Annotated in this window: 19 protein-coding genes; 11 read left to right on the top strand and 8 right to left on the bottom strand. The window is 38.7% G+C overall.

Annotated features, from left to right (window positions below; genetic code table 11):
- Entirely contained in the window at positions 1–2,679 is a 2,679-nt protein-coding gene (locus tag CWD90_RS09090; RefSeq protein ID WP_103475639.1) for a DNA gyrase/topoisomerase IV subunit A, read from the top strand.
- A 133-nt stretch (positions 2,680–2,812) separates the two neighbouring features.
- Positions 2,813–3,769, top strand: coding sequence for a sterol desaturase family protein (locus tag CWD90_RS09085; protein WP_103475638.1), 957 nt, complete (start codon positions 2,813–2,815; stop codon positions 3,767–3,769).
- Positions 3,770–3,984: 215 nt separating this feature from the next.
- On the opposite strand, the gene CWD90_RS09080 is transcribed toward CWD90_RS09085, so the two are convergent.
- From CWD90_RS09080 to CWD90_RS09070, 3 genes are all read right to left on the bottom strand, one after another.
- Positions 3,985–5,244: an aminotransferase class I/II-fold pyridoxal phosphate-dependent enzyme gene (locus tag CWD90_RS09080; protein WP_103475637.1), complete on the bottom strand. Its 1,260-nt coding sequence runs from the start codon at positions 5,242–5,244 to the stop codon at positions 3,985–3,987.
- 124 nt (positions 5,245–5,368) lie between these two features.
- A complete protein-coding gene (locus CWD90_RS09075) occupies positions 5,369–6,409 on the bottom strand; it encodes a PLP-dependent cysteine synthase family protein (RefSeq protein ID WP_103475636.1) in 1,041 nt (346 codons plus the stop codon).
- Positions 6,410–6,490: 81 nt separating this feature from the next.
- A complete protein-coding gene (locus CWD90_RS09070) occupies positions 6,491–8,551 on the bottom strand; it encodes a S9 family peptidase (protein WP_103475635.1) in 2,061 nt (686 codons plus the stop codon).
- Between the two features lie 191 nt (positions 8,552–8,742).
- On the opposite strand from CWD90_RS09070, the gene CWD90_RS09065 reads away from it, so the two are divergent.
- The 4 genes from CWD90_RS09065 to CWD90_RS09050 all read left to right on the top strand — a co-directional run bounded on the left by CWD90_RS09065 (position 8,743) and on the right by CWD90_RS09050 (position 11,774).
- Positions 8,743–9,069 (top strand): YbaB/EbfC family nucleoid-associated protein, encoded by a 327-nt coding sequence (locus tag CWD90_RS09065; RefSeq protein WP_103475634.1) that lies wholly within the window; start codon positions 8,743–8,745, stop codon positions 9,067–9,069.
- Between the two features lie 44 nt (positions 9,070–9,113).
- Entirely contained in the window at positions 9,114–9,572 is a 459-nt protein-coding gene (locus CWD90_RS09060; RefSeq protein ID WP_103475633.1) for a thioredoxin family protein, read from the top strand.
- 244 nt (positions 9,573–9,816) lie between these two features.
- Positions 9,817–11,028, top strand: coding sequence for a tryptophan synthase subunit beta (gene trpB, locus CWD90_RS09055; protein WP_103475632.1), 1,212 nt, complete (start codon positions 9,817–9,819; stop codon positions 11,026–11,028).
- Positions 11,029–11,450: 422 nt separating this feature from the next.
- A complete protein-coding gene (locus tag CWD90_RS09050) occupies positions 11,451–11,774 on the top strand; it encodes a YegP family protein (protein ID WP_103475631.1) in 324 nt (107 codons plus the stop codon).
- Here CWD90_RS09050 and CWD90_RS09045 read toward each other — a convergent pair.
- Positions 11,769–12,791 (bottom strand): threonine aldolase family protein, encoded by a 1,023-nt coding sequence (locus CWD90_RS09045; RefSeq protein ID WP_103475630.1) that lies wholly within the window; start codon positions 12,789–12,791, stop codon positions 11,769–11,771. The two genes, CWD90_RS09050 and CWD90_RS09045, sit on opposite strands and share 6 nt — an antisense overlap.
- Before the next feature lie 133 nt (positions 12,792–12,924).
- Between CWD90_RS09045 and prfB the strand changes: the two genes are divergently transcribed.
- The 4 genes from prfB to CWD90_RS09025 all read left to right on the top strand — a co-directional run bounded on the left by prfB (position 12,925) and on the right by CWD90_RS09025 (position 17,706).
- Positions 12,925–14,023 (top strand): peptide chain release factor 2 gene (gene prfB, locus CWD90_RS09040; RefSeq protein WP_157941184.1). Its coding sequence is split into 2 segments (ribosomal slippage): positions 12,925–12,987 and positions 12,989–14,023, totalling 1,098 coding nucleotides; the frame shifts between segments, so codons are not numbered across the junction.
- A gap of 140 nt (positions 14,024–14,163) precedes the next feature.
- Positions 14,164–14,508: an arsenate reductase (glutaredoxin) gene (arsC, locus tag CWD90_RS09035; RefSeq protein ID WP_103475629.1), complete on the top strand. Its 345-nt coding sequence runs from the start codon at positions 14,164–14,166 to the stop codon at positions 14,506–14,508.
- Positions 14,509–14,688: 180 nt separating this feature from the next.
- The gene (locus CWD90_RS09030) at positions 14,689–15,192 is read left to right on the top strand and encodes a hypothetical protein (protein WP_103475628.1); all 504 of its coding nucleotides are present in this window, start codon (positions 14,689–14,691) and stop codon (positions 15,190–15,192) included.
- Positions 15,193–15,195: 3 nt separating this feature from the next.
- Positions 15,196–17,706: a TonB-dependent receptor domain-containing protein gene (locus tag CWD90_RS09025; RefSeq protein ID WP_103475627.1), complete on the top strand. Its 2,511-nt coding sequence runs from the start codon at positions 15,196–15,198 to the stop codon at positions 17,704–17,706.
- Positions 17,707–17,773: 67 nt separating this feature from the next.
- Here the strand turns inward: CWD90_RS09025 and CWD90_RS23190 are convergent, their stop codons facing one another.
- The 4 genes from CWD90_RS23190 to aroC form a co-directional block, all read right to left on the bottom strand.
- Positions 17,774–17,947 (bottom strand): hypothetical protein, encoded by a 174-nt coding sequence (locus tag CWD90_RS23190; RefSeq protein WP_192877662.1) that lies wholly within the window; start codon positions 17,945–17,947, stop codon positions 17,774–17,776.
- 178 nt (positions 17,948–18,125) lie between these two features.
- Positions 18,126–19,298: a flavohemoglobin expression-modulating QEGLA motif protein gene (locus CWD90_RS09020; protein WP_103475626.1), complete on the bottom strand. Its 1,173-nt coding sequence runs from the start codon at positions 19,296–19,298 to the stop codon at positions 18,126–18,128.
- A gap of 114 nt (positions 19,299–19,412) precedes the next feature.
- Positions 19,413–20,720 carry a dicarboxylate/amino acid:cation symporter gene (locus CWD90_RS09015; RefSeq protein WP_103475625.1) on the bottom strand — a complete coding sequence of 436 codons (1,308 nt, stop codon included), beginning with the start codon at positions 20,718–20,720 and terminating at the stop codon, positions 19,413–19,415.
- Positions 20,721–20,783: 63 nt separating this feature from the next.
- Positions 20,784–21,848 (bottom strand): chorismate synthase, encoded by a 1,065-nt coding sequence (aroC, locus tag CWD90_RS09010; RefSeq protein WP_103475624.1) that lies wholly within the window; start codon positions 21,846–21,848, stop codon positions 20,784–20,786.
- A 328-nt stretch (positions 21,849–22,176) separates the two neighbouring features.
- Here aroC and CWD90_RS09005 point away from each other — a divergent pair, with 328 nt between their 5' ends.
- Positions 22,177–23,025, top strand: a complete 849-nt coding sequence (locus CWD90_RS09005; protein WP_103475623.1) for a UDP-2,3-diacylglucosamine diphosphatase — start codon at positions 22,177–22,179, stop codon at positions 23,023–23,025.
- The last annotated feature ends 109 nt before the right edge of the window (positions 23,026–23,134 follow it).

Below are 23,134 nucleotides of genomic sequence, written 5' to 3'. Positions count from 1 at the left end.
ATGGAAGAGAATGAAGAACTGAACGAAGTACCACAAGAAAATCAAGAAGAATCCAATGACGCCCTTACGAAAGTTACAGGGATGTATAAAGACTGGTTTTTAGATTATGCTTCCTATGTAATTTTAGAACGTGCAGTACCTGCAATCGAGGACGGATTTAAACCTGTTCAGCGAAGGATTATGCATGCACTGAAGGAGCTGGACGACGGCAGATACAACAAAGTAGCCAATGTTGTAGGCCATACCATGCAATACCACCCACACGGTGACGCCAGTATCGCAGATGCGATGGTCCAAATAGGACAAAAGGACTTATTGATAGACACCCAAGGTAACTGGGGGAATATTTTAACCGGGGATAGTGCGGCAGCCTCTCGTTACATTGAAGCCAGATTGACCAAGTTTGCCCTGGAAGTGGTCTTTAGCCCAAAAATCACTGAATGGCAACAATCTTATGACGGTAGAAAAAAGGAGCCGGTAAATCTTCCTGTAAAATTCCCGCTCTTGCTGGCACAAGGTGCAGAGGGTATTGCTGTTGGACTCTCCACTAAAGTGCTTCCACATAACTTTATAGAGCTTATAGACGCCTCTATAAAACACCTGAAAGGGCAAAAATTTACCATATTTCCAGACTTCCCAACATCCGGAATAATAGACATCAGCAACTATGGTGATGGCCTACGAGGTGGAAAAATTAGGGTGCGCGCCAAGATACAGCAATTGGACAAAAACACCCTAGTAATCAAAGAAATACCATACGGTACTAACACCTCTTCTTTAATAGACTCTATCCTTAAAGCAAATGACAAAGGGAAAATAAAAATAAAGAAAATAGAGGATAATACTGCCGCGGAAGTAGAAATATTAGTACATCTACCGCCGGGTCTTTCACCAGATAAGACCATAGATGCCCTATACGCATTTACATCTTGTGAATCTTCCATATCCCCCTTGGGCTGTATTATCGAGGATAACAAACCGCTATTTATAGGGGTTACGGAAATGTTGCAGCGATCCACAGATTATACAGTGGAATTGCTTAAGGCGGAATTGGAAATACAATTGAGAGAGCTGGAAGAGCAGTGGCATTTTGCCTCCCTCGAGCGTATTTTTATAGAGAATAGGATCTATCGGGATATTGAAGATGAAGAAACATGGGAAGGGGTTATTGCAGCTATAGACAAAGGTCTTGCGCCATACACCAAACACTTAAAAAGAAAGGTCACCGAAGATGATATTGTTCGGCTTACGGAAATAAGGATCAAAAGAATCTCTAAGTTCGATCTGGACAAAGCGCAACAATATTTGGATAGTTTAGAGGATAGAATTGCTGAAGTAAAACATCATTTGGCAAACCTTATTGAGTTCGCTATCAACTATTTCAAATCTTTAAAGGAAAAATACGGCAAGGGTCGTGAGCGAAAATCGGAAATACGAGTATTTGACGATATAGAAGCCACCAAGGTGGTTATCAGAAACACTAAATTATATGTAAATCGAGAGGAAGGTTTTGTCGGAACTTCCTTGAAACGGGATGAATATGTAACCGATTGTAGCGACATAGATGATATCATCGTTTTTACACAGGATGGCAAAATGATGATTGCCAAAGTGGATTCCAAGATATTTGTGGGTAAAAATATTATTCATGTTGCCGTCTTCAAGAAAAAAGACAAACGAACCATCTACAACATGATTTACAAAGATGGAAAGGGCGGTCCCAGTTACATTAAAAGATTCAACGTCACTGGGGTTACCAGAGACAAACCCTATGACCTTTCAGCCGGAAAGCCACAATCTGAAGTATTGTACTTTTCCGCCAATCCCAACGGAGAGGCTGAAGTCATAACCGTTCTGCTAAGACAGGTAGGAAGTATTAAAAAATTAAAATGGGATATTGATTTTGCAGATGTATTGATTAAAGGCAGGGCCTCCAAGGGCAATATTGTCACCAAATACTCCGTGAAGCGCATTGAATTAAAAGAGAAAGGGGTTTCTACCCTGAAACCGAGAAAAATATGGTTCGATGAAATTGTCCGTAGATTAAATGTGGACGGTAGAGGGGAATTACTTGGTGAATTTAAAGGCGATGATATGCTACTGGTGGTCACCCAAAAAGGCGTGGCAAAAACATTTATCCCCAATCTATCCACTCATTTTGATGAAGATATGGTGGTTTTGGAAAAATGGAACCCCAACAAACCTTTATCGGCAATTTACTTTGAAGGGGAAAAGGACCGTTATTATGTAAAACGCTTTTTGATCGAGAACGAAAACAAAGAGGAACTGTTTATATCAGAACATCCTAAATCGTTCCTGGAACTCGTTTCTACTGATTGGAGACCAGTGGTAGAAATTGAATACGCCAAACCAAGAGGCAAAGAGGTAAGACCGAATCAAATAGTTGATTTAGAAGAGTTTATATCCATAAAGGGAATAAAAGCTTTAGGCAATCAACTAACGTCGGATAAGGTTAAAAACATGAATGCCCTGGAATCACTCCCTTATGACGAGCCTGAAGAAAGTAAAACAAGTGAAATTGAGGTAGTAGACGAAGAGAATGTAGCATCAACAGAGAGCCCTAAATCCAACACGGACAAGACTACTGATGAAAAACCAAAAAAATCAGAAAATCCGTCCGAAGAGGATGATGATGAGGGCCAAATAACACTGTTTTAAGGCATTCCTAAATAATTATAGGATTGGCCAACGCCATTTTATTACCCTATTTTTTATGGATAAAAGGTTAATTGAGATAATTAGCTGAGAATTCCTTCAATAATAACCTATATTTGCGAAAACTGATTTTTATATGGATTTTACCAACCCCCTGGTATATGGTGTGCCCTGTTTTATTGCTTTCATCCTCTTAGAACTTACTTACAGCAAGACGCACGGGGATGATCAATTATATGATTGGAAAGATTTGGCGGCCAGTGGTTTTATGGGCGTGGGTTCGGCTATTATCGCCCCATTGATCAAGGTGGTATCCGCGATTGTAATATTCGAATTCACTTATGAGTTATTTAACCCGGTGACAGATGGGATCAGAAGCAACATTCTTGGTTATAGCTCTTTTGGATACGCCTGGTATATATGGCTTCTTTGTCAGCTAGCGGACGATTTTACTTACTATTGGTTTCACAGAGCCAATCATGAGGTCCGGATTTTATGGGCTGCCCACATAGTACATCATTCTTCAGATAATTTTAATTTAGGCACAGCGGTACGTAATGGATGGTTCACTATACTATATAAACCTTTATTTTATATGTGGATGCCGGCTGTGGGATTCCCGCCAGAAATGGTTGTAGTATGTTTGGGAATAGAAGCTTTGTGGCAATTTCAATTACATTCCGTTTATGTACCAAAAATGGGATTCATTGAAAAGATATTCAACACCCATACCATGCACCAGGTACATCATGCTCAAAATGTAGAATATTTAGATAAAAATCACGGTGGTTTCTTAAATATTTTTGATAAAATATTTGGGACATGGAAAGAGTTGGATAATGATATCGACGTAAAATATGGAGTTATCCATGCCCCTAATTCCAATAATCCAATAGTTATCCTAACACATGAATTTAAGGATATTTACAATGATGTAAAGAAATCCAAAAAACTTTCACATGCCCTCATGTATATTTTCGGCCCTCCAGGATGGAGTCCGGACGGTAGCACACTTACCGTGAAACAGCAACAGCGATTGTTTAAGGAACAAAAGACTTCCAATCCCAAAGTAGCGTTTAGTAGACCCAATTAAGGATAGGTAGCATTCTAAAAAAAACTACTTTTCTCATAAAGCAATTGCACTAAGGCCTTGTATTCATTTATTTTAGCCCTTAGACCAAGATATTAACATTATAGGGATATGGCCTCAAAAGTCATCGTAGACTCCCCCAGGGCTACCTTTTATACATATAACAAAAGCCAACTTAAATTAATAAGTTGGCTTTTGTTATTTGTGTTGAAAAAGTATTATTCTCCCATAGCTGCTGCTACTGCGGCAGACAACCTTTTATATGTCCCATTCTCCAAGCGGTCACGAATTACAGAGAAGGCCTCCAAGGTTTCGGAAACATCCTGCAAGGTATGAGTAGCTGTAGGAATCATTCTCAATAAAATTAAGCCCTTAGGAATTACAGGGTAAACCACAATAGAACAGAAGATTCCAAAATTCTCTCTTAAATCCCTTACCAATGCCATGGCTTCCGGAATACTACCATTGAGATAAACAGGCGTAACACAACTAGTTGTGGTACCTATATCAAAGCCTCTTTCCTTAAGGCCATTTTGCAAAGCATTTACATTTTCCCAAAGTTTGGCCTTAAGTTCTGGTTGGGTACGCAACATATCCAGCCTCTTTAAAGCTCCTTTCACATAAATCATCGGCAATGATTTGGCAAACATTTGAGATCTTAGGTTATATTTCAGATAATCTATGATTTCTTTATCCGCAGCCAAAAAGGCACCGATACCCGCCATAGATTTTGCAAAAGTTGCAAAATAGACATCTATATCATCTTGTACTCCCTGCTCCTCACCGGCCCCGGCCCCAGTTTTACCCAAAGTCCCAAATCCGTGTGCATCATCTACAAACAATCTAAAATTATACTTCTTCTTAAGGGCCACAATTTCCTTCAGCTTACCCTGCTCTCCACGCATGCCAAAAACCCCTTCGGATATAACCAAAATACCTCCTCCGGTCTGGTCTGCCATTTTAACGGCACGATCTAAATTTTTCTCAAGACTTTCAATGTCGTTATGCTTAAAAGTAAATCGCTTACCCATATGCAAGCGAACACCGTCTATAATACATGCGTGCGCATCAACATCATATACGATAATATCATCTTTGGAAACCAGGGCATCAATAGCAGAAACCATTCCTTGATAGCCAAAGTTCAATAAATAAGCAGACTTCTTATTAACAAAAGCAGCCAATTCTTGCTCCAACTGTTCGTGGAAATCCGTATGACCACTCATCATTCTAGCTCCCATAGGAAAAGCGGCACCGTACTCCATTGCTGCTTCGCCATCAACCTTTTTTACTTCCGGTAAATTGGCCAATCCCAAGTAATCATTAATACTCCAAGTGATTACCTCCTTCCCTCGAAACTTCATCCTATTGGATATAGGACCCTCTAATTTTGGAAATACAAAATAGCCCTCTGCTTGGGAAGCCCATTTCCCTAAAGGACCTTTATTCTCGATAATTCTTTCAAATAAATCTCTCATCTAGCCTACATTGATTATTACTGCAAAAGTATAGATTTTTAAACTGCATATGCAACTTATTTAATACATAAAAAGCAACGACTTATGAACCGTTGCTTTAAATATCTTAAATTTTACATCACTTTTACTTTATGAATTCTATTTTTTGTGGCTCTTCAACATTTTTACTATCGAAGAAGCCTTGGTCGGCCATCCATTGGTCACTGTATATCTTACTCATATACCTGGAACCGTGATCAGGGAAAATAACGACTACATTACTATTCTCGTTAAACTCTCCCATTTCTTCCAATTGCCTCACCGCTTGCATTACAGCTCCACTTGTATAACCAACAAAAAGTCCCTCGGTCCTGGCTATCTCCCTTGCAGTATGTGCGCTTTCCTCATCTGTAACTTTAATAAATTCATCTATAACCCTGAAATCGGTTGCTGTAGGTATCAAATTTTTACCTAAGCCTTCAATTCTATACGGATAAATTTCCTTAGTATCCAATTCTCCCGTCTCATGGTACTTTTTAAGAACGGAACCAAAAGCATCCACGCCTATAACACGAATATTCGGATTTTGCTCTTTTAGATATTTGGCAGTCCCAGAAATGGTGCCTCCTGTGCCACTACATGCTATCAAATGGGTAATATGTCCATTGGTCTGTTTCCAGATTTCCGGCCCAGTACTTCTGTAATGGGCTTCAGCATTTAATTCATTAAAATACTGATTGATATATATAGACCCCTCTGTTTCCTCGTGCAATCTTTTGGCCACTTCATAATAGGACCTCGGATCATCTGCACTTACGTGGGCAGGACAAACATAAACCTTTGCCCCCATGGACCGTAACATGTCTATTTTATCTTTGGAAGATTTTGAACTAACCGCCAATATACAGCCGTATCCCTTTATGATACTGATCATAGCGATACTAAAACCTGTATTCCCTGAAGTGGTTTCTATAATAGTATCCCCTTTCTTCAGCAATCCCCTACGCTCCGCCTCCTCAATTATATAAAGGGCAACACGATCTTTGGAAGAATGTCCTGGATTAAAGCCTTCAACTTTAGCGTAAAAATTACCTTCAAGGTTGGCAGCTATTTTATTTAGTTTGATTAATGGGGTGTTTCCTACGAGTTCTAGTAGGTTATTACAAGCGTTTATCTTTTGTTCCATAAACAATTTCTAGGTTTAGAACATATCGACATTTTTGATTTATGTCAATATTGATAGGACAAAATTAGTCTTTTTTTTGGATTAACGAATTTTATGCTCCAAATCTAATAAAAATGCATATTCTTTAGCCACCTCTTTTAGGGACTCAAAGCGGCCTGAAGCACCGCCATGACCTGCATCCATATTAATATTGAACAGCAACAAATTATTGTCCGTTTTATACTCCCTTAGTTTGGCAATCCATTTTGCCGGTTCAAAGTATTGCACTTGGGAATCGTGCAATCCGGTAATAACCAACATATTTGGCTGAATTTGCCGCGATACATTGTCATAGGGCGAATATGATTTCATATAATCATAATATTCTTTTTCGTTGGGATTGCCCCATTCATCATATTCCCCAGTGGTCAAGGGAATAGTGTCGTCCAACATAGTGGTCAACACATCCACAAAGGGAACGGCAGCAATTACCCCGTTATATATTTGTGGGCATAGATTGACTATTGCCCCCATTAAAAGCCCCCCTGCCGAACCACCGGAAGCGTAAAGATGTTCAGGACTGGTATACTTCTTTTCTATCAGAAATTTAGAACAATCTATAAAATCGGTAAATGTATTTATCTTCTTGAGCAGTCTCCCTTCATCATACCAATTCCGACCTAAATATTCCCCTCCCCTAACATGGGCTATAGCATAAATAAAACCTCTATCCAACAAACTTAACCTTACTGTAGAAAAATAAGGATCAATGGTATGCCCATAAGAACCGTAGGCGTATTGTAACAACGGGCTGGAACCATCCAACTTAGTGTTTTTATGATATACCAAGGAGATCGGAACTTTTTTACCGTCTTTAGCGTTTGCCCAAATCCGTTCGGAAATATAATTTTCCTTATTAAATTTTCCGCCCAATACCTCTTGCTCCTTTTTTACTACTTTTCCCTTGGTCCTCATATTAAAATCGATAATGGAACTCGGGGTGGTCATGGAGTTATAGCCATATCGGAGAATTTCCGTATCAAAATCCGGATTGGTGCCCACATAGGCTGTATAGGTTTCATTATCAAATGGCAAATAATAACTTTCTTCAGTATCCCATCGCACAATTTTCAACTGATTCAAACCATTTTCACGCTCGGACAAAACATAGTAATCATTAAACATCTCAATATCCTCAAGCAAGACTTCTTCCCTATGTGGAATAAAATCTACCCAGTTTTTAGATTCCGTTTTGTCTTCAGGGGTTGTCATCAATTTAAAATTGGTTGCCCCGTCCATATTGGTCAGAATATAAAAATTGTCTTTGTAGTGGGATAAAGAATACTCCTGACCTCTAACCCTTTTTGAAAAAACATGAAATTTTCCATTGGGTTCATCGGCCCTTAGTATTTGAAATTCAGATGTCAAGGTACTGGAAGAACCAATTACAATAAATTCCTTGGATTTAGTTTTATAAACAAAGGTGGTAAAGGTTTCGTCCTCTTCATGAAAAACCAATTCGTCCTCTGTGGAGGATGTCCCTAAAATATGCTTGTAGATATTATTGGACCTTAAGGTCTTAGGGTCTTTTTTGGTATAGAACAAGGTTTTATTATCATTCGCCCATACCGCACTACCTGTTGTATTTTCAATTTTATCATCATAAATTTCCTCTGTGAGCAAATTCTTTATTTGTAAGGTGTATTGCCGTCGGGAAACCGTGTCCACCCCAAAAGCCCCAAGTTCGTTGTTGGGACTTATAGACAAGCCTCCAAGGCTAAAATAATCGGATCCTTCTGCCATAATGTTGCAATTGAACATTATTTCCTCCTCGGCATCCTCCTTTTCAAACCGTCTCGCAAAAATTGGATACTCCTTTCCCACTTCATATCGTGTAGCATACCAATATCCATTAAACTTATAGGGCACGGAAGAATCATCTTCCTTGATCCTGGATTTCATCTCTTGGAACAATCTTTCCTTGAAGTCATTGGAATGTTCCGTCATGGCTTCGTAGTAGGCATTCTCCTGTTCCAAAAAAGCGATAACCTCCGGATCTTCCCTTTGGTTCAACCAATAATAATTGTCGACCCTAACATCACCGTGCTTTATTAATTGTTTTGCAATTTTTTTCGCACTTGGCGCTTTCAATTCCCGTTGCATGTATATATTCTGTTTAATAAGAAAGCGCAAAAATAATATTTAAATGTGACCGGCCTGATTAAATAAGACCTTTATCCAGAATAAACTTAACTATCTTAAAAAAGAACTAAATTTATAACGATAAGCTAATATTTATATAAATACCAACCATTTTAGTAATTTTGGGGGTAGAACTTATTAAAACTATAATTATGTTTGGAGATATGATGGGCATGTTGGGGAAATTGAAGGAAACCCAGGAGAAAGTAAAAGTTACCAAGGAAAGAATGAATACTGTAATAGTGGATGAGCAATCTCCGGACAGTTTGCTTAAAGTAAGTATTACTGCCAATAGGACCATTAAGTCCATTTCCATTGATGATAGTCTTTTAAGCGACAAAGATCAATTGGAGGATTATCTGATCCTGACCCTTAACAAGGCCATTGAAAAAGCCACCACCATAAATGAAAACGAATTGGCCGCTGTTGCCAAAGAAGGTATGCCCAACATACCAGGGATGGATTCGCTTTTAAAATAAATTTCATTATGTTTATCACTGCCATTTAATCAAAACTGTTAATAATGAAGAATTTTTTCTTATTACTCTTGTTCCCTATTCTTGTGCAAGCACAAAATAAAAGTGCCAATGACCAAGAAACAACATGGCTGACCGACTACAACAGTGCTCAGAAAATTGCAAAAAAAACCAATTCCAACATTCTGATGTATTTTACTGGAAGTGATTGGTGCTCCCCATGTAAGGCCTTAAAGAAAGATTTATTCGAGACCGAACAATTTAAGGAAGTGGCCAAGGACTATGTACTTTTATATGTAGATCTACCCAGAAAAAAAGAAAGCCTCAGTGCCGATGAAATGAAACAAAACAAGGAATTGCTAACACAATGGAACAAAAAGGGCATTTTTCCTCTTATAAGTTTGGTAAGTACCGAAGAAAAAGAAGTAGCCACACTTTCTGGTTATGGTACTAAAGGGGATGTGGAAAAATATATGGACTTTCTTAGACGCAACATAAAAATGTAATATGGGCACAAAGTAATTCCCTTCTTAGTAGTTAACCCAGATTGTATTTTTACTATAATCCAATCCTTCTTTTATAAAACGAACCTTATTTATTTAACTATTGTTACTGGCTAAATAAAAACGGGTACAAACTCCTTATTCCCTAGGGGAAAAGTATAAATTTATTTTAGAATTCATTATAATTGTATAGGCAATTACTTTTCTGCCTTTAACTCATTTATCAATTACAAACTGCACATTTATTATGACGGAAAATTATTTTAAAACCTATCCAGATAAAAATGGTTTTTTTAAAGAATACGGTGGTGCCTTTATTCCTCCAGTTCTTGAAGCTGAAATGAAAAAAATCACGGACGCCTATTATTCCATCAGCAAATCTCATAACTTTATTTCGGAACTGCGAAGCATTCGCAAACACTACCAAGGTCGTCCAACACCTGTTTATTATTGCAACAGGCTGTCAGAAAAATACGGAGGAAGAATATATCTTAAACGAGAAGACCTTAATCATACAGGTGCGCATAAGCTTAACCATTGTATGGGAGAGGCCTTGTTGGCAAAACACTTGGGGAAAAAGAAACTAATTGCGGAAACTGGCGCTGGACAGCACGGTGTAGCCTTGGCAACCGCAGCGGCTTATTTTGGATTGGAATGCGAAATCCATATGGGAGAGGTAGATATGGCCAAAGAACATCCCAATGTGGTTCGGATGAAAATCCTAGGTGCAAAGGTAGTACCCGTTTCCCATGGCCTAAAAACCTTAAAAGAGGCTGTAGATTCTGCCTTTGAGGCGTATCTAAAAGATCCCATTACTACAATTTATTGTATAGGATCCGTGGTAGGTCCACACCCATTTCCGATGATAGTACGCGATTTTCAGCGTGTTGTGGGTATCGAAGCAAAAGAACAATTTTTTGAAATGACCGGGGAATTGCCGGACAATGTGGTTGCCTGTGTTGGTGGCGGCAGTAATGCCATGGGAATATTCTCCTCTTTTTTGGACGAACCCGAATGTACGCTTTATGGCATTGAACCAGGTGGCCGCTCTTTAGAATATGGCGAACATGCTGCCACTATGACCTTGGGCTCTCCAGGGGTTATACATGGATTTAAATGTTATATGCTGAAAGATGAAAAGGGAGAACCAGGGGCGGTTCATTCCGTAGCCAGTGGTTTGGATTACCCTGGTGTAGGTCCAGAGCACAGTATGTTGAAAGATCTTGAGAAAGTTACCTATGACGTAGTCTCTGATCAGGAAACAATAGATGCCTTTTACGAATTAAGTCGCTTGGAAGGTATTATACCTGCCTTGGAAAGCGCACACGCCGTAGCCTATGCGATTAAATTGGCACAGCAAAATCCACAATCCTCCATTTTAGTTAATCTAAGCGGCAGGGGCGATAAGGATATAGACTATGTTGTAGATACCTTCGGGCTACCTGAGGTAGAGAAATAACTTAAGAAAACCAATAAAAAGGGAGTCTAAAATTTACAGCTATTTAGACTCCCTTTTTTACCCTGAAGTTTCTTTTTTATAAGCTGGTTGCGTTTTCCATACTAGCTAATTTTAGGGAGGATAACATCAGAGCTACAATACCGGATAGGGACTCCAATGCATTCCCATTAAGGCATAGCCCTTTGGATATCATTAAATCTCACTGGCTTTTCCGTTAAAATCCAACTTAAGGTTAACGACTCACATATGGTCCTAAACCGTTCAAAACAACAATTTCTACCTCCCAAAAGTGGCTACTAATAACAAAATCGGTCATTGTCATAAAGTCCAATTAAAGTCAGCCCAGGTAATTAATTAGATAAGATTTTAAAAATTAAAGATTCACGTTTTTTGTGTAACTTTAAAAAAAGTTGCCGTAGGCCATGCTAGAAATAAAAAAGGAATCGGATACCACATATACCTTTAGTCTGCAATCTGAAAGTGGACAAACGCTGCTTACGAGTATCCCATTTAGCAAAAGGGCGGAGATCGACAAAACAATTGCCAATCTTAAGATTCTCATTGGCCAATCTTCTGTTTTTGAACGTAAGACCGACTATACTGGAAAATTTCTTTTTATCATGAAAGATAATCAAGGGAAAATTATTGGAAACTCCATGCTATATAGTTCTGAGGCAGGAATGGAGAATGGCATTAAAAATCTTAAGACTAGCATATCCATACTGCCAGACACCATTGGTCTATAATCTAGTTAGTATTTCCAAAAAAGCTCCATGCATTTCGTCCGTATAATCCATATGGGTAACAATACGCAGCTTACTTTGCCCCATTCCAATAATGTGAATATTCTTTTCTTTCAACTTATCCAGAAACCGATCAGTAGTCATCTGATTTTCATCAATTTCAAAAATAACAATATTAGTTTCCGTAGGCTCCACCTTTTTAATGTATGGCAACCCTTTTAGTGCCAAGCTAATTTCCTTGGCTTTCAAATGGTCCTCCACCAATCTTTCTCTGTGATTTTCCAAGGCATATATTCCTGCTGCCGCAAGATAACCTGCTTGTCTCATGCCTCCACCAAGCACCTTTCTTACCCTTAATGCTTTGTTAATAAGCTCCTTGTCTCCTAATAAAACGGAACCTACAGGACATCCCAGTCCTTTACTTAAACATACACTTATGGTATGGAACAAGGCTCCATAATCCTTTGGAGATTCATTTTTGGACACCAGGGCATTCCAAAGACGTGCACCGTCTAGGTGATATTTTAATTGATGTTGGTCACATACATTTCTTATGGCGCTTAACTCTCCCAAATCCCAACAGGCTCCCCCGCCCTTATTCGTTGTATTTTCAATACAGACTAGTGAAGTTAATGGGCTGTGATAAAAGTCTGGTGGGTTAATAGCTTCTTCTACCTGTCTTGCTGTCATCAATCCTCTATTGCCATCTACCAATCTACAGGAGACACCACTGTTAAAACTCACCCCTCCCCCTTCGTAATTATACACATGGGCGTATTTATCACAAATTAATTGTTCCCCTGGTTGGGTATGCAATTTTATGGCTGTTTGATTCGCCATAGTGCCGCTTGGAAAAAACAAAGCTGCTTCCATTCCAAATAATTTGGCCATCATTTCTTCCAATTTGTTGACCGAAGGGTCATTTTTAAAAACGTCATCCCCCACCTCTGCAGTCATCATGGCCTGCAACATTCCAGGGGTTGGTTTTGTAACGGTATCACTAATCAGATTTATAAGCATAAATGCCAGAAATTAGAAGTAAAAAAACTCCTATAGAGAATTTCCACTTATATAGAATTAAAGTTTTAAAATTATATAAAATAGATTGCACAACCATACTTAAGTACTATTTTTGGCTGAAAATAATTAGGATATGATAACAACAGACCATTATAAGAGTCTCATAGATCGCCTTGGTGCGTTAAGGAGGTATCTTTGACATTGATGCCAAGCTTGTAGAAATAGAAAACGAAGAAGAGAAAACCCTGGCTCCGGATTTTTGGAACCATCCCCAGGAAGCACAAGAGCAGATGAAGTTAATACAATCCAAGAAACAATGGGTTGATGATTTCAATAGCGCTCAAAATTTAGCGGCCGATCTGGAGATTTTTTTGGAATTTCAGAAAGAGGGTGAAATGCCCGAGGCCGATGTTGAAAACCATTACGACAAGATCGTAGAAGCCTTGGAAAAATTGGAATTCAAGAATATGCTCTCTGCCGAGGGAGATGAACTTACGGCCATAATTCAAATTACTGCTGGTGCAGGAGGCACAGAAAGTTGTGATTGGGCCTCCATGTTGATGCGAATGTATATGATGTGGAGCGAAAAAAATGGTTATAAAATAAAAGAACTCAATTATCAGGAAGGTGACGTTGCAGGAATAAAAACCGTGACCTTGGAAATTGAAGGCGATTTTAGCTTTGGCTGGCTCAAGGGCGAGAATGGTGTACACCGGCTGGTACGTATTTCCCCTTTCGACAGTAACGCCAAGCGCCATACCTCTTTTGCTTCAGTTTACGTATATCCATTGGTGGATGACAGTATTGAAATTGACATAAATCCTGCTGATGTAGAAATTACAACTGCGAGATCTAGTGGTGCCGGCGGGCAGAATGTAAATAAGGTGGAAACCAAAGTTCAGCTGACCCATAAACCCTCTGGGATTCAAATTTCTTGTTCGGATTCTAGATCGCAGCATGACAATAGGGCTACGGCCTTAAAAATGCTTAAGTCCCAGTTGTACGAAATAGAATTGCGCAAGAAAATGGAAGCCCGACAGGAGATTGAGTCCTCCAAAATGAAAATAGAATGGGGTTCCCAGATTAGGAATTATGTTATGCACCCATATAAATTGGCGAAAGACGTGCGTACAGGTGAAGAAACGGGAAATGTTGATGCTGTAATGGACGGCCATATCGACAATTTCTTAAAGGCATACTTAATGATGATGGGACAAAAAGAAGAAAGTTAGGAAAATATTGCTCCCTTGAACAAAATTAAATTGTTATTGGGCTCTGGCAGGGGAGTTTCAACTTTCTTGATTTCAATGTTTTGATTTAAATGAAAGAGTAGGCCTGAGATTAATAGTTACGGAACTTAAAACCAAAAATTATGATTAAAATATATCACAACCCCAGATGTGGAAAGTCGAGGGAAGGATTGGCCATTTTGGAGAATTCTGGAAAAGAATATGAAATTATAAAATATCTAGAGGAAGTACCCACCAAAAAGGAACTAGAAGCTATTTTAAAAATTTTAGGCATATCGCCATTGGAATTGGTACGCACTAACGAAGCCATTTGGAAGGAAAAATACAGAGGAAAATCCTTGACAGATGACGAGATAGTGGTTGCCATGATAGAGAACCCTAAATTAATTGAGCGTCCGATCGTAATTCAAAACAAACATGGGGTTATTGGACGTCCTCCGGAAAAGATTAAAGATCTTTTAGCTTAGCATCTAAGTTAAAATGATTTGAAAAAGAAACATTTATTGTTATATTAAGCACTTTCCAACAGATCAAAGCAATTGTGGCTACACAACGGCACAATTCTTGAAATATTCAATTTAACAAACATTTAACCCTTCACGGTTAAACCATCTATTAATTTTGGAATCCCATAAACCAGTTGCAATATGAAAACGAACAAGAAATTATTTTTTAGTGTTTTATTGATCGTATTATCATTTCCATTTTTAAGTGCCCAATACGGATACGGTAATGGATACGGAAATGGGTATGGAAATGGATATGGATACGGAGGATATGGTAGACAACGCAATAGCATTCCACAAGCACAGGAAACGCCCAAGGAACCCGAAAAATTAACGGCCGCTCAAATTGTAGACCAGGAAATGCCAAGCATTACAGAAAAATTGGGCTTAAACCCTTTTGAAGAAGCGGTTTTGAGCACAACCTTAAAAAAATACCTGCAAGAAAGAATAGAGTTGCAGATACTAGAGCTACCTGCTGACAAGATGAGGGAAAGTTATGAGAAAATTACCCAAAAGCAGGATGAAGAACTTATGGCAGGACTACCTGCAGATAAATACGAGGCCTTTGTAGAGCTTCAGAAAAATGGCTTTAAAAAAGTTAAGGAAAAAAAGAAAAAAAGAAAAAAGAATAGATCCAAAACATAGCAAATGAAAAAATTACTTCCAGTTACATTATTGTTACTTACATTAATAGGTTACGCACAAGGGCCCCAGGGCCAACAAGAACCAATAAAAATAACTGGAACTGTTTTGGACCAAGAGACAAGTCAACCATTGGAATATGCCACTTTGGTACTGCAAAGTGTAAGGAATCCCGAGAAAGTAACTGGTGGCATCACGGATGCAACTGGGAAATTTGATGTAGAGGCTTCGCCAGGCAATTATAACATCAGTGTTGAATATATCTCCTATAAATCTTATAAATTAAATAATCAAAACCTAAGGGCTGCCACGGATCTTGGGGTAATACATCTTTCGTTGGATGTGGCTCAGTTATCCGAAGTTGAAGTTGTTGGTGAACGGACAACGGTAGAACTAAGACTGGATAAAAAAGTATATAACGTTGGCTCCGATCTAACCGTTAAAGGAGGGTCCGTAACCGATGTTCTAAGCAACGTCCCTTCTGTTTCCGTAGATGTGGAGGGCAATATTAGTCTTAGAGGAAATGAAAGTGTTAGAATCCTGATCAACGGTAAGCCCTCGGCCTTATCTGGATTAAGTCCTGAGGCACTTCAACAATTGCCTGCGGATGCCATTGAAAAGGTAGAAGTAATAACCAATCCATCTGCTAGATATGATGCCGAAGGAACGGCAGGTATCTTAAATATAATATTAAAACAAAGTAAGACGGCTGGGTTGAATGGATCGGTCAATGTATATACCGGTCATCCTGAGACATATGGGGGATCTGTAAGTCTAAATTTAAGACGTGATAATTTTAATATTTTCACCAACACCACCTATCGTTACAGAAGTGGACCAGGTAATGCATTATTCAATCAAGAAAATTTTGATAGCAATGGCAATACCTTGAGTTTTCAGAACGAAATAAGGGACTACCAAAGAAAAGACAAAAACTTTAATACCAATGTTGGTTTTGAAGTGTTTTTGGACAAGAGCAGTAGCATTACCAATTCCCTTGTTTTTAGTAAATCCAATGGGGACAACACAGTCAATGTAGATTTTTCCAATTTTGATGCCAATATGGCTCCAACCATCCAAAGAAACCGATTTACTGTTGAAGACGAGTTTGAGGAGGAGGTACAATACTCCTTAAATTATCAGAAGAAATTTGAAAAAGAAGGACATACCCTAACCTTCGACTATCAATATTCCAAAGGAATAGATGATGAAAATTCTATTATAAAGGAGGTGATCTTGGGGGATAATATTGCTTTGGATACCGAAAAGACAATAGATGCCCAAACACAAATATCGCAATTGCTTCAAATGGATTACGTTCTCCCTTTTGGGAAGGACGACCAGTCACAATTTGAAATTGGTTATCGAGGAACCTTCAATAATAACAATACCGATTTTGATTTTGGTATAGAGCAACAGGATGGTAGCTTTAACAGCGACCCTAACTTCAGCAATGAACTTAATTATAAGGAATATGTAAATGCAGCCTATACACAATTAGGGTCTAAATTTAATAAATTCAGTATACTTGGTGGTTTAAGGGTAGAGGCTTCCGATATTGGCATAGAACTATTAAACTCCAACGAAATAACAAACAAGGACTACGTTAATTGGTTTCCATCAATATTCTTGGGATATGAATTCACCGAAAAAGAACAAATTACCTTAAGCTACAGCAAAAGGCTTAGAAGACCTCGATCTAGGTTTATCAATCCATTTCCTTCCAGGTCTAGTAACACCAACCTTTTTCAAGGAAACGCAGATTTGGACCCTACTTTTACCGATGCCTATGATTTGGGCTATTTAAAAAGATGGGATAAATTCACTTTTACCACATCTGGATACTTTAATAGATCCACCGGAGTGTTCCAGTTTGTTTCCAGGGAGACAGGCGACTTTGTTACCATTGAAAATCCGGACGATCCACAAAATCCTATTGTAGTACCTATACAAGTGCGCAGCCCTATAAATTTGGCCACCGAAGATCGTTATGGCATGGAGTTTACCACTACTTATACCCCAAAAAGAAACTGGAGATTAACCTGGAACGTAAATGCTTTCCAAAGGGATTTAAAAGGTGATTACATCTATACCAATAGTCAAGATGAAGAAATAGTTCAAAATTTTGATGCTAATAACTTTTCATGGTTTACGCGCTTTAGTGCAAAAATACCTTTGCCAGGAAAGATCGACTTTCAAACTAATTTCTTTTATATGGGGCCATCCAAAGATGCCCAAAATACCAATAAAGGTATGTTAAGTTCCGATCTTGGCCTAAGTAAGGATATCTTAAAGGACAAGGGTTCTCTAACCTTGAACGTAAGCGATATATTTAATACCAGAATGCGTAGGAGCGATACAAGAACAGAAAATGTAGCTACCTATAGTGAATTTCAATTTAGGCAAAGGCAAATTACCTTAAACTTTCAATATCGCTTTAATCAACCTCAGAATCAAAAGGGAAGAAATGGCGGAGGTCGCAATGGCGGAGGGGAAGACATGGATTTTGAAGGATAAAACTAAAACCTCATAAAACAAAAAAGGGAACCAATTGGTTCCCTTTTTTGTTTTATATATCGTAATCCTATTCGTTACGTTTCGCCTTTTTAGCGGCGCGTTTCTCCTTAAAAATCTCAAGTAGCGCCCCACCTATCCAATAAGGCACCACAAATGTTAACAGAAAAATCATTAACCAAAAACCGATGGTCAAGATGGTTAAAAATGCTAAAAAACCTAGATATTGGTCAAAATCGAACATGATTGGTATGTTTTTTTAATTCTGGTACAAAGATATCAAAATCTAAGTTATTATTCCAAGGGGTATTTAAAAAAATTTGTGCTATTAATGCACAAACTTTCCTTGTCTGCCCTCGCGGTAGGTCACTCCCCCAAGATTATCAAACTCTCTATTCACTAGAACAATACCTTTGATTGATTTATTTTAGGTTGTCCAAAATAAAATCCAGGGTACGATTCTTATTTAAATTTTCTCTAAAGGCTATATTGGTGTGGGTCAAATCAACGGCCAGGCCTAAATCTTTTAAACGGTTTATGGTAGCTTCGGATTCCATAGTAACCTTCCCTGTCAACAAAGTATCCATAGATAATCCATTTTTATGGCGCTTATAAATCTTTTTTAATCCACTTAAATACAAGCGGTCTTTAGTAAAACCTCCACCCCTATGGACACGCATAGTTATGGTAAAGGCTTTATTTCTATCCAACTTGTACTGCCCGTGGAGCATATCAAAGGTGTCAGAAAAACTATAACCTTTTATTAAACTATCGGAAGCCAAGACCCTATATGCCAGTTCCTTTACTCTTTTTAAGGTAAGTGCTCCGCTCATATACTCACTGAAAACAGCCAAACCCTCTTGAGTTTCCACATTCTTAGGAAATCCGTTGGAAAAAACTTTTAGAGGTTGCAAGGCGCCGTTGTAGGTTGTTACCAAATGGACCCCTATCTCATGATTGGCCAGAGTGAGTAATTGGTTCCGGCTAAAAATGGCATTTTTTTTAATTAAAAGTGATTTGGTATTGTTGCTGACCATGGCATCTGCCGCAATACTGTTGGAGAAGGCGATATTTAAGGGGAAATTATATTGCTGTGAAAACTCCTCAAAATAGGCTTTTGCGTCTTCAGGGGTGAATGTTTTTTCCATATCCCCTGTGTCGGGTTCGTCCCCTACATGAAGTATGAACCTGGCATTCTGAACATCTTTTTCAGTAGGAGAACCGTAAACACTTAAGGAATTATAATAAAACTTTTTAGCCTGACCAATGGTTTCTATACACTGTATCATTTTGGCATAATAATAAATCACCTCTTGATAAAATTTCCGTATCTGTTCATCCTTTATACGTTCCAGTCGCTGTGAAAAAATCAGCCGATGTAATTTATAAGGATCAAATTGAAGCTTTTTATATTTAAATAAGGGCTCATCTATATATTTGGAAGTAAAAAAACGATGCTTTTCCTTTTCAATATTCAGGGGATTTAAATAGGTAAGCAATTCAATTTTTTTGACCAAACGGTCCAGGTTGGCATCTATTTCGAATACATTGGGAAACTGCTGAATAATTTCCTGTAGGCCATTTTCTTTAATCATATAAACCGTATCTACCAATTACAAAAACCAGGGAAAGATCTTTTGAAAATACAATGAACAATAAATTATTTTATCCATTAGGTGAAAGTGCTCCAAGAATTAATATACACCAGATTATTTGGACTTCTTATAATGATCACCCCATTCCTTGACTTTAGGTTCCCCTAATTTACCAACAGACTTTGCAACCATCATGGACACGGCCGCATCCCCGGTAACATTTACTACCGTTCTGCACATGTCCAAAGGCCGGTCTACTGCAAAGATCAAGGCAAGTCCCGCTTCCGGAATCCCCGCTTGGGCCAAAACAATGACCAGCATAACCATCCCTGCACCAGGCACGGCCGCACTACCTATAGAGGCTAGGGTTGCCGTAACAATAATTCCCAATTGGGCGCTAAAGCTAAGATCCATTCCAAATGCCTGAGCAATGAACACAGCAGCTACTGCCTGATAAAGGCTGGTGCCATCCATATTAATAGTTGCACCAATGGGCAGTACAAAACTGGTTACCTCTTCTTCCACCCCCAAATGTTCCTCAACTCGTTCCATAGTAACTGGAAGTGTTGCGGCGCTAGAGCTGGTAGAAAATGCCAGTAATTGCGCAGGAGATATTCCGTTGATAAAAAACGATGGACTACGCTTCGTAAAGATCCATACCAAGGAAATATAAACACCGATCATTAAAATCAAACCTATTATCACGCTGACGGCATACCATCCCAAAGCTTTAAAGAGATCTAAACTGGGAGATTCTACCACCAAAGCTGCCAATAAAGCGAAAACACCATAGGGAGCAGCCAACATGATCAAATCTATCAACTTGAGTATCACCTCATTAAAACCATCAAAAAACTTCTTTACCGGGGCAGCTTGCTCCTCTGGGATTAAAATAAGTCCTATCCCAAAGAAAATTGCAAAAAAGATGACCTGCAACATATTACCATTATCACTGGCTGCAGCAAAAATATTGCTGGGTACCAAATCTTCCAAGGCTTGCAGTGGTCCGGATTCCTTTTGCTCATTAGCCTGGGCAATTTTGGAATCGGCATCTCCTTTGTAACTCTCCACCAATTCGTTACGGGTTTCTTCTGAAATAGAGGCACCTGGCTTAATAATATTTACCAAAGTAAGCCCAATGGAAACGGCAATAACAGTAGTTATAATATATATTCCAATAGTACGCCCTCCCATTTTGGAAAGTTTGGAAATATCTTTTAGATCGGAAACCCCTTTGATCAAAGAAGCTAAAATTAAAGGAACCGCGATGAGTTTTAAGGAATTAATAAAAATATTCCCAAAAGGCTTTACCCAATCGGAAATTATTTTTGGCCCCCATTCAAACTGAACCATGGCCAAGGCAAAAAGAACTCCGCCTACCATTCCTAGAATAATTTGCCAATGCAATTCCAACTTCCTCATAAAAACAATGATTTAGAATGGAAAGATACTATTTTGCCAAACAAAGCTCCAAAAAATAAAGGCTTATAATTTAATGGTCCTATTCAGCAAGCTATAATCTGCCATAACCAAAGCGGCCATAGCCTCAACTATTGGCACTGCCCTGGGAACTACGCAGGGATCATGCCTGCCCTTGCCTTGAGTTGTTACTTTGTTTCCCGCCTTGTCTATAGTGTCATAGGCCTGAATAACAGTCGCTACTGGCTTAAAAGCAATGTTGAAATAAATATCCATTCCGTTGCTTATACCTCCTTGGACACCTCCACTATGATTGGTTTTAGTGGTGCCATCAGTGTTAAATTGGTCATTATGGTCGCTCCCTTTCATTTTCACCCCTTCAAATCCACTTCCATACTCAAAGCCTTTTACGGCATTAATGGAAAGCATGGCCTTTCCCAGTTCGGCATGAAGCTTGTCAAAAACAGGTTCCCCCAGACCAACAGGGACATTTTGGATAACACAGGTTATAACCCCCCCAATAGTATCTCCTTCTTTTTTTATTTTTTTGATATAGTCTTCCATTTTGGCTGCCGTGGCAGTATCCGGACATCGTACCGGATTGGACTCTATAAGTGAAAAATCAAGTTCTTGGTAACTTTTTTTCAATGCCAGCTCCCCTACTTGGGAAACATAGGCATTTATTTTCATGTCCCCTAAAAATTGTTTGGCAATGGCTCCTGCCACTACCCTACTGGCAGTTTCTCGGGCCGAACTTCTACCTCCCCCGCGATAATCCCGGAAACCATATTTTTGGTCGTACACATAATCTGCATGTGACGGCCTATAAGAGTCCTTTATATGGGAATAATCGTTAGATTTTTGATTGGTATTGTGAATGGCAAAACCAATAGGTGTCCCTGTTGTCTTCCCTTCAAAAAGTCCGGAATAAAACTCAACGGTATCCGGTTCCTTGCGCTGGGTAACTATGGCCGATTGACCAGGTTTACGTCTGTTCAAATCCTCCTGAATAGCTTCCAAATTCAATTCTATGCCCGCTGGACAACCATCCAATACGCCGCCAATAGCAACACCGTGCGATTCACCAAAGGTGGATAATTTAAAAAGGGTTCCAAAAGTATTTCCTGCCATAATCGTAGTTAAAGGTTGTGGTTATGAAATGGTTTATTAGGTCTTTTCCACTTAAAGATCCAAAGGTAAATCTTAAAACAGAGATACGAAAATTGAACCCTTGGTTATTGCAAAATAAATAGTATTTAATTAGAAACTCCTCCCAAAAAGTGGGGTTCGTTCTACTATCTTATTTCAATAAGGCGGCAGCTTTTGAAATACGGGCCTAACGAATAAAAACAAAATTGGTCCAACTTAATATAAACTTAACTATTTACTTATTATAATTTGATTTTAACATCACTTTAAATTTAAAATCAAAGCTTTAATTTGATAAAATCCATAAACAGTGAAAAAGCGACAAATAGAATTAGTAGTTATTTCCGATGTACATCTAGGAACCTTCGGTTGCCATGCAGATGAACTACTTGCCTATTTAAATAGCATTGATCCAAAAAAGCTCGTTTTAAATGGGGATATCATGGACATTTGGCAATTTAGGAAGAAGTATTTCCCAGCTACCCACCTAAAGGTGCTTAGAAAAATAATGGGTATGGCCACCAACGGTACGGAAGTGTTCTATATTATTGGAAATCATGATGAAAGGCTCCGAAAATTTAGTGGCTCCACTATAGGGAATATTCACTTTGTAGATAAATTAACGCTTGAATTGGATGGGAAACGGGCATGGTTCTTTCATGGTGATGTTTTTGATATTTCCATTCATAATGCCAAATGGGCCGCCAAACTTGGGCGACATGGTTATCATCTACTGATTTTCCTCAACCGCTGCATCAATTGGACATTGGTAAAATTAGGCCGGGAAAAATATTCCTTATCAAAAAAAATTAAGCGAAATGTAAAGGGCGCTGTCAGGTTTATTGAATATTTTGAAAGAACGGTCAAGGAACTGGCCATCGATAAGGGCTACGACTATGTGGTCTGTGGCCACATCCATCAACCCAAAAAGGAGGTATATGAAAATGAACAGGGGCAATGTACCTATTTAAATTCTGGGGATTGGATAGAAAATCTTACTGCCTTGGAATATACCTTTAAACGTTGGAAATTATATAGGTACAGCTCGGATAAGCTTTCCGCCTTCTTTGCAGATGAAGAAATTAAGGGCATGGATATTCATGAATTATTGGCTGCTACATCCATTAACATAAGACCACCAAAAAAAACAAAACTTTAGGAGTACCGCTGTACTAGGCTTAATTATGATAAACTTTTTCCCTTAGCTGGCAGCTACCAAATAAGGTATACGAAAAAGCCCTGTCCAATATTACATACCAAATATCGGA

Origin of the sequence: Arenibacter catalasegens (assembly GCF_002909235.1) — a bacterium.
GTDB classification, from domain to species: domain Bacteria; phylum Bacteroidota; class Bacteroidia; order Flavobacteriales; family Flavobacteriaceae; genus Arenibacter; species Arenibacter catalasegens.
The sequence above is the reverse complement of the archived record's forward strand: the minus strand, read 5'-3'. Positions and strand labels throughout refer to the sequence as shown.

What these genes read in the sequence shown, in the direction of transcription:
- CWD90_RS09070 (WP_103475635.1), bottom strand. Translation starts at nt 8,551, where the DNA reads ATGCAACGGGAATTGAAAGCGCCAAGTGCGAAAAAAATTGCAAAACAA.
- CWD90_RS09015 (WP_103475625.1), bottom strand. Translation starts at nt 20,720, where the DNA reads ATGAGGAAGTTGGAATTGCATTGGCAAATTATTCTAGGAATGGTAGGC.
- CWD90_RS09075 (WP_103475636.1), bottom strand. Translation starts at nt 6,409, where the DNA reads ATGGAACAAAAGATAAACGCTTGTAATAACCTACTAGAACTCGTAGGA.
- CWD90_RS23190 (WP_192877662.1), bottom strand. Translation starts at nt 17,947, where the DNA reads ATGTTCGATTTTGACCAATATCTAGGTTTTTTAGCATTTTTAACCATC.
- CWD90_RS09060 (WP_103475633.1), top strand. Translation starts at nt 9,114, where the DNA reads ATGAAGAATTTTTTCTTATTACTCTTGTTCCCTATTCTTGTGCAAGCA.
- CWD90_RS09025 (WP_103475627.1), top strand. Translation starts at nt 15,196, where the DNA reads ATGAAAAAATTACTTCCAGTTACATTATTGTTACTTACATTAATAGGT.
- CWD90_RS09065 (WP_103475634.1), top strand. Translation starts at nt 8,743, where the DNA reads ATGTTTGGAGATATGATGGGCATGTTGGGGAAATTGAAGGAAACCCAG.
- CWD90_RS09080 (WP_103475637.1), bottom strand. Translation starts at nt 5,244, where the DNA reads ATGAGAGATTTATTTGAAAGAATTATCGAGAATAAAGGTCCTTTAGGG.
- CWD90_RS09050 (WP_103475631.1), top strand. Translation starts at nt 11,451, where the DNA reads ATGCTAGAAATAAAAAAGGAATCGGATACCACATATACCTTTAGTCTG.
- CWD90_RS09030 (WP_103475628.1), top strand. Translation starts at nt 14,689, where the DNA reads ATGAAAACGAACAAGAAATTATTTTTTAGTGTTTTATTGATCGTATTA.
- CWD90_RS09020 (WP_103475626.1), bottom strand. Translation starts at nt 19,298, where the DNA reads ATGATTAAAGAAAATGGCCTACAGGAAATTATTCAGCAGTTTCCCAAT.
- CWD90_RS09045 (WP_103475630.1), bottom strand. Translation starts at nt 12,791, where the DNA reads ATGCTTATAAATCTGATTAGTGATACCGTTACAAAACCAACCCCTGGA.
- arsC (WP_103475629.1), top strand. Translation starts at nt 14,164, where the DNA reads ATGATTAAAATATATCACAACCCCAGATGTGGAAAGTCGAGGGAAGGA.
- trpB (WP_103475632.1), top strand. Translation starts at nt 9,817, where the DNA reads ATGACGGAAAATTATTTTAAAACCTATCCAGATAAAAATGGTTTTTTT.
- aroC (WP_103475624.1), bottom strand. Translation starts at nt 21,848, where the DNA reads ATGGCAGGAAATACTTTTGGAACCCTTTTTAAATTATCCACCTTTGGT.
- CWD90_RS09090 (WP_103475639.1), top strand. Translation starts at nt 1, where the DNA reads ATGGAAGAGAATGAAGAACTGAACGAAGTACCACAAGAAAATCAAGAA.
- CWD90_RS09085 (WP_103475638.1), top strand. Translation starts at nt 2,813, where the DNA reads ATGGATTTTACCAACCCCCTGGTATATGGTGTGCCCTGTTTTATTGCT.